At 58.3% G+C, this 6,648-nt stretch carries 6 protein-coding genes; 1 reads left to right on the plus strand and 5 read right to left on the minus strand.

The genetic code is table 11. The features are described 5' to 3' along the window. Positions 1–34: 34 nt before the first annotated feature. Complete coding sequence (locus ACEQU8_RS03825; RefSeq protein ID WP_370261597.1) at positions 35–1,036, minus strand: TerC family protein; 1,002 nt, start codon at positions 1,034–1,036, stop codon at positions 35–37. A gap of 128 nt (positions 1,037–1,164) precedes the next feature. On the opposite strand from ACEQU8_RS03825, the gene ACEQU8_RS03830 reads away from it, so the two are divergent. Further along, positions 1,165–2,037, plus strand: a complete 873-nt coding sequence (locus ACEQU8_RS03830; RefSeq protein WP_370261598.1) for a LysR family transcriptional regulator — start codon at positions 1,165–1,167, stop codon at positions 2,035–2,037. Here ACEQU8_RS03830 and ACEQU8_RS03835 read toward each other — a convergent pair. From ACEQU8_RS03835 to ACEQU8_RS03850, 4 genes are all read right to left on the minus strand, one after another. Then, positions 2,034–2,630 (minus strand): hypothetical protein, encoded by a 597-nt coding sequence (locus tag ACEQU8_RS03835; protein ID WP_370261600.1) that lies wholly within the window; start codon positions 2,628–2,630, stop codon positions 2,034–2,036. The genes ACEQU8_RS03830 and ACEQU8_RS03835 overlap by 4 nt on opposite strands. Positions 2,631–2,899: 269 nt before the next feature. Further along, the gene (locus ACEQU8_RS03840; RefSeq protein WP_370261601.1) at positions 2,900–3,625 is read right to left on the minus strand and encodes an esterase/lipase family protein; all 726 of its coding nucleotides are present in this window, start codon (positions 3,623–3,625) and stop codon (positions 2,900–2,902) included. Positions 3,626–3,728: 103 nt separating this feature from the next. Continuing rightward, positions 3,729–5,915, minus strand: a complete 2,187-nt coding sequence (locus ACEQU8_RS03845) for a SulP family inorganic anion transporter (protein WP_370261602.1) — start codon at positions 5,913–5,915, stop codon at positions 3,729–3,731. Between the two features lie 50 nt (positions 5,916–5,965). After that, positions 5,966–6,648, minus strand: a 683-nt coding sequence (locus ACEQU8_RS03850) for an aldehyde dehydrogenase family protein (RefSeq protein ID WP_370261603.1), incomplete at its 5' end; no start/stop codon positions are given.

Below are 6,648 nucleotides of genomic sequence, written 5' to 3' on the forward strand. Positions count from 1 at the left end.
TACAAACCTTGTGAATTTTTATGCCGAATGTTTCTTAGCGGCTGCTGTCGGTTTGTAAGGTGGCTGGTTCCGATTTGGTTTTCCACAGCGAGTAGAATACACCGCCAGCAATCAGGCCCAAGGTGACGCCCAGTGAGATCGCAGGCGGAAACTTGCCGATGAAGTTCACCAAGAAGATTTTGCTGCCAATGAACACCAACACCAGGGCCAAAGCGTACTTGAGGTACTTGAAGCGATGGATCATGGCGGCCAGTGCGAAGTACAGGGCACGCAAGCCAAGGATCGCAAAAATGTTGCTGGTGTACACAATGAAGGGGTCAGTGGTGATGGCAAAAATAGCAGGCACCGAGTCCACGGCAAACACGAGGTCAACAAATTCAATCAGGATAAGCGCCAGCAGCAGGGGGGTGGCAAACCGCACCACTTTGCCGGTTTTTGGATCTGCCTCGCGAACCAGAAATGCGTTGCCACGAAGGCCGTCCGTGACTCGAATGTGCTTGCGCAAAAATTTCAGGATGGGGTTCTTTTCGATGTCGGGATCGTGGTCGGCGATAAACCACATTTTGATGCCGGTGATCACCAGGAAAGCACCAAACAGGTAAAGCACCCAGCTGAATTCTTTCACCAGCGCAGCGCCCAGGCCAATCATGATGGCACGCAGTACGATCACACCCAAAATGCCCCAGAAGAGCACGCGGTGCTGGTATTGGCGGGGTATGGCAAAGAAGGTGAAGATGAGGGCGATCACGAACACGTTGTCCATGGACAGTGATTTTTCGATGGCAAAGCCGGTGAAGTAGTTCATGCCGCTCTCAGAACCCAGGTACCACCACACCCATGCACCAAAAATACAGGCCGCGGTGATGTAGCCAGCCGACAGCAACAGGCTTTCGCGAACGCCGATTTCTTCGTCGCCCTTGTGCAGTACACCGAGGTCGAAGGCCAGCAGGGAAATCACAATGCCGATGAATAACAGCCAGATCCAGGTGGCTGTGCCCAAAAAGTCGGCCTGAAGAAAGGCCATGAGTGCATCCATGTGTTGCTCCATTGAACAGGATTTTTAAACCCTGCCATGGTGACCAAAAGATGGCTTCCGAAAAACATGGAATAATTGAACTGTTACTTCGTAAAATACGAAGTATGTGCGCGCGGGGTTGATCGCTTATGAATTATCGGCATTTGTATTACTTTTGGATGGTCGCCCAAGAGGGAGGTTTTGCCAGAGCTGCCGAGCGCCTGAACATGGCCATACAAACGGTGAGTGTGCAGGTGCGGGAATTGGAGCAGTGGATGGGCATGCAGTTGTTCAAGCCCGTTGGCCGGGGCGTGGCGCTGACCGAGGCGGGGCGCGAGGCCTTTGTGATGGCCGATGAAATTTTCAGGCTGGGGCAGGCCTTGCCCGAGCGTGTGCGCGCGGTGGGCAGCAAGCCACGGGTGCAGTTTAGGGTGGGGCTGTGCGATGGCATTTCCAAACTGGCCGCCCATGCCTTGCTGGAGACGGTGCTGAGCACCCCCAACTTGCACTTGACCTGCCACGAAGGAGAGCCTGAACAATTGCTGGCTGAATTGGCCCTGCACCATTTGGATGTGGTGTTGGCCGGCGAGCCCCCTGCAAGCCAGCCCAATTTGCGGGTTCAAAGCCGAATATTGCACCGCGCGCCAGTGGATTGGTTTGGCCCGGCGCAGTGGGTGCGCAAAAAGGCAGTGCAGCAGTTTCCGGCGTGTTTGGCACAGTTGCCCGTGTTGCTGCCCACGGGGCACTCGCGTCTGCGGCTGGCCATTAACCATTGGCTGGAGCAGGCGGGGGTGCACGCCAATGTGGTGGGCGAGTTTGAAGACAGTGCTCTGATGTCGGTGTTTGCGGCACGGGGCATGGGGGTGTTTCCGGTGAGCCGCTTGGGTGTGGGCGGGCAGGGCACCTTAAGCGGTCTTCGCTACTTGGGCAGCAGCGAAGACCTGTTTGAAGAGATCCATGGGGTGTGGAGTGCGCGGGGGCAGAAGCACCCCTTGTTGGCCACTTTGTTGAAATCAGCCTAGGCTGCGGCCACCACGGCTTCAATTTCGGCAAAGCTGATGGCCTTGACCGGGTCGAGCACCGGGATTCCCATTTGCCTTGCAATTTGGGTAGACGAGAACAAACCCACCACTCGCATATTGCCGGCGCGGGTGTCCACCACCAGGGCGTGTTGCCGGTTGTGGGCTTTTAGCGTGGCAATGATGTGGCCGATTTCAGCGCGTGACACGGCGCCGAATTCCAGAAACTCCAGATCGGGGAGCTTGACCATCACATCGTTGACGGTGAGTTCGGGCACGTTGCGATTGCTGGCGCTGGCCTCTTTGATGGCACGTTCGCCCGCCAGGTCGTTGGCGGTGATCAAGCCTTGCAAATGGCCCGCGGGGTTGCGAACAAACAGCAGCTTCACACCACACACAATCATGGTGGTGCGGGCTTGTTCCAGGGTTTCGTTGCCAGAAATGCTCACCGGGTGAACGCGACGAAGGTCGGTCATGGCATCAAAAGCGGGTGAGTCAACGGTGAGTTTTAAAGGGCGCGAGGGGTCGGCCACAGAGATTGCGTCGGTGGCGCCTGCGCTGATGTGTTCGAGAGGTTGATAGTGTTGACGAATCATGCTGAACCCTTTGTTGCTAACATTGGGACCCTCCCCCTGGCTTGGGCTGCCGGGGCTGGGCGTGCAGGACGGGCATGCATGCGGTGAGGTACAGGCACAAGGGTTTTGTTGCCTTGTGGTGTGGCAGTGCGGGCACCGTCCACTTGCAAATTAGTCTACGCCCCTGCACAAAAGTTGCAACCGGGTGTTTGCCCGGAGCACAAGGGCAATTGGCCCTTTGATCGGGCCATGCTCCCTCGGGGCCAGTTAGTATGCGCTGCTGGTGGAGCTTATTTGACGGGCGTGCCCAAGGCATAGGGCAGCAAATTGATCACTTCTTTGCTCACGCCCATGGCCAGGTGGGGTGCATCAATTTCGATGTGCTCCACGTTGGGGCTAAAGCGGTCGATACAAGCCTGCCAGCTCACGATGGGGTCTTTTTTGCTGTACATGGCCACAATGGGGCACACAATGGGTTGCTCGAAGCGCTTCAGGGTGCTGTTTTCGATGGAGTCGATGTCGGTGCCCCGCACGTCATAAAACGACTTGAAAGCGGTGTATTTTGGCCCCCCCACCACGGGGCTGCCAATGGTGACAATGCGGCTCACACTTTGCTGCACTTCGCGGGCTGCCTCGCGGGCCAGGTAGCCACCCAGGCTCCAGCCCACCAGTTTGACGGGCGACTGGGTTTGTTCGCTGTACAGCTTGATGTCGGCAATCACCTGTGGCAGCAGTTTACCCACCTCGCCGTGGTTGAACCCTGCACTCCAGTGCAAGGCCCTGTAACCCAGGGAGTCCAGGTAGCGTTTGATGAGCGACATGCTTTTGCTGTTGGCACCAAAACCGGGCAACAGCAGCACGGTTTGGCCTTGGCCCACATCTTTGCGGGGCAAAAATCGCCAACTGGCGGCCAGTTTGGCTGCCTCCAGCGGGGTGCGGGCTTCGCCCAACAGCAGTGATAATTTTGGTTTTCGGATGGTGTTGCCGTAGCGTTTTTGAAACTCGGTCTTGTTCATGCCAGATCAACAGGTTTTGTGCACAACCGTGAAAATACGGCAAAGGTTGGGCCGCGTACAACGAGGAAACCCTCTATTTAACTGAGGTTGACAGCCGCCAGTGCTACTGCAGCAGTGCCAGGCTGAGGTTGGACAGGCGGATGCGCAGCGCCAGCTCTTTGGCCAGGTTGCCCAACACAATGTGCGCAATGTCCGGGTGCTGTGCTTGCAGCCGCTGCCATTGGCCCAGGGGCAGGCTTAACACGGTGCAGGCGTGCTCGGCCACCAGGGTTGCCGAGCGGGCTTTGTGGTCGATGAGCGCCATTTCACCCACCAGGCTGCCCGGGCAAAATCGCATCAGGCGCTCACTGCTATTGCCCACTTGCTGCCAGGCGCTTAGTTGGCCTTCCTGAAGAATATAAAGACCACCCGGGGGGTCACCCTCGTGAAACAGCACTTTGCCTGTTTGAAGGGTTTGCGCCTGGAACATGCCCAGCAAATCGGCAGTTTGATTGTGGCTGAGCCCGTCACACAGGTGGCTGGCCTGTAGGGTTTGCTCGGCATCCATGCCGGTTTCGCCCACATGGCATTTGCCCAAAGCATGTTCTTCCATGGCGTGGAAGGCGTCGTCGATGTGCCACTGGGTGGCCACTTGCGCACTGGCCAGTGCGTTTTCAAGCAGGGGCAGGCCTGCGCTGGCCGGGTTAATGTTGGAGGGTAGCACAGCCACCAGGGTGCTGGCTTGCCCACTCAGCATGCGCAGGCAGCGGGCCAAGCCACTGGCGGCGGTGTCGTCGATGTAGCGCATTTTGGAAAAATCGAGCAACACCAGTGGGGTGCCTTTTAATTCGTCTTGCAGGCGGATGCAAATGGCTGGGGAGTTGCCAAAAAACAGGTTGCCCTCAAACCGCACCCATTTGAGGTTTTGAAATGCAGAGTCGATGCGTTGGCGCTGGGCGCGCGGGCGCATGGTGCGCGATCGAGCGCTGGGCTGGGTGGTGATGCTGTGTAGCCCGGTGTCGGATTGCTGACGCAAAAAATACACCGCGGCAAACAACACGCCAGCCAAAGCCCCCAAAAGCAGGTTTGACAACGCAGTGACCAACAGCATGCCCACCACCACAATGACCGTAAAACGTTCGGTGTCGGACAAGCTTTGCCAACTGCGCCGGTGAAGGCATTTGGCAAACAATTGAACAGTGCTGCCTTGAATTAAAAACAGGGAACTGACCGCCACCAGTGTGGCCAGCATGGCCAGCGGCAACAGGGCAAGCCATGGCCATGCCACGAGCAAGGCGAGCGCCAATGCTGCGGTGTACCACAGCTCGCTGCGGCGGCTTGTGGAGCCCATGCCCAAGCCGGCGTTGCTGCGCGAAAAATAATTGGAGCTCGGCAAAGCCATCATGAACCCACAGAGCAGGTTGGCCCAGGCCAAGGCGTTTAACTCGGTGCGGGTGTTGTGGCGGGTGTTGAGGGCCTGGTCCACTTGCAGCATGGATTGCATGCTTTCGAGCACGATCAGCAGGGCGATGACCAAGGCCCCTGCGCCCATTTGCACCAGCAAAGTGGGGTGTTGGGCGAGCAAAACAGCTGTGTCGTGAAGATGTTGCAAGGGCGTGTTGGCCAGCGTGTTAAACGGTGTTTGTGCCTCGACACCCAGCGTGGGCGCGGCCGGGCCAGGCCACAAGGCCACCAGTGCGGTGTGCGCGGTCAGGCCCACGGCCAAGCCAAGCAAGAGGCCGTAGGGTGTGGGCTGCACCACTCGGCAGTACACCAGCGCGGCCAAGGTGAGCATGGACACCACCAAGGCGGGGGCTGACCAAAGCAGTGCGTTGGCAGGCACTTGCCACAGGGTGGTGTACACCGCAAAACCCAGCATGGCGGGAATAAGCTTGTAGGCCGAAAACAGACCCAGTGTGGTGTTAAGGCCGATTAGAACCGGTGCGGGCAAGTATTGCATGAGCTTGCCCAAGCCCTGACGTTGGGCCAAGGCCACCAACAGGGCGGCCATGATGACTTCGGCCCCCACCAACAAAAGCAATTGCTCGGTTTGCTGGGTAATGGACATGAAGCCAAACAAAGAACCCGCAATGATGAGCGCCGTGGATGAGCGTGGGCCGCCGAACTGAACGGGCGCCTTGCCTAGAAAACCACCAACCACACCGCCCAGCAGCGCACTGGCCAACCCGGCGTAGACGCCATAGGCCATGCCTTGGGCGCCTAGGGGCGCAAAAGCGAGCAGGCCGTACACCACGGCCTGCGCTAAGCCGCCGATGGCCACCAGGCCACCGGCTTTGATCTCGGTGTTCAATGGAAGTCGCGCAGAGTAGTCGCTGTGAAGCCTAGTCTACGCGAATCGACTCACTTGGAGGTGGGCATGGCGAATTCGGCCCCTTTCTCGATGCTGTCTGGCCAGCGCTGCATGATGGACTTTTGGCGGGTGTAGAAGCGCACCCCTTCCTCGCCGTAGGCATGCATGTCGCCAAACAGGCTGGCCTTCCAGCCACCAAAGCCGTGCCAGGCCATGGGCACAGGAATGGGCACGTTGATGCCCACCATGCCCACTTGCACCTGGCGGCCGAATTCGCGGGCCACGTTGCCATCGCGGGTGTAGCAACTCACCCCGTTGCCGTATTGATGGCTGTTGATGAGGTTAAGCCCCTCAGAAAAATTTTTGACCCGAACGCAACTGAGCACGGGGCCAAAGATTTCTTCCAGATAGATGCGCATGTGTGGTTGAACATGGTCGAACAGGGTGCCGCCGGTGTAAAAGCCGTTTTCGAAGCCTGCGGGTTTTTGACCGCGACCGTCCACCACCAGCTTGGCGCCCTCGTCCACGCCGATTTGTACATAGTCTTCGATGCGCTTGAGGGCCTCGGCTGTCACGATGGGTCCCATTTCGGCAGACAAGTCCATGCCATCGGTGACCTTCAGGGTTTTAAGGCGCTCGGCCAGCTTGGGGATGAGCTTGTCGCCCACATCGCCCACCATCACGGCCACGGAGATGGCCATACAGCGCTCGCCGGCACTGCCGTAGGCCGCAC

The organism is Limnobacter sp. (genome assembly GCF_964228395.1).
GTDB lineage: Bacteria > Pseudomonadota > Gammaproteobacteria > Burkholderiales > Burkholderiaceae_B > Limnobacter.

What these genes read in the sequence shown, in the direction of transcription:
- ACEQU8_RS03825 (WP_370261597.1), bottom strand. Translation starts at nt 1,036, where the DNA reads ATGGATGCACTCATGGCCTTTCTTCAGGCCGACTTTTTGGGCACAGCC.
- ACEQU8_RS03835 (WP_370261600.1), bottom strand. Translation starts at nt 2,630, where the DNA reads ATGATTCGTCAACACTATCAACCTCTCGAACACATCAGCGCAGGCGCC.
- ACEQU8_RS03830 (WP_370261598.1), top strand. Translation starts at nt 1,165, where the DNA reads ATGAATTATCGGCATTTGTATTACTTTTGGATGGTCGCCCAAGAGGGA.
- ACEQU8_RS03840 (WP_370261601.1), bottom strand. Translation starts at nt 3,625, where the DNA reads ATGAACAAGACCGAGTTTCAAAAACGCTACGGCAACACCATCCGAAAA.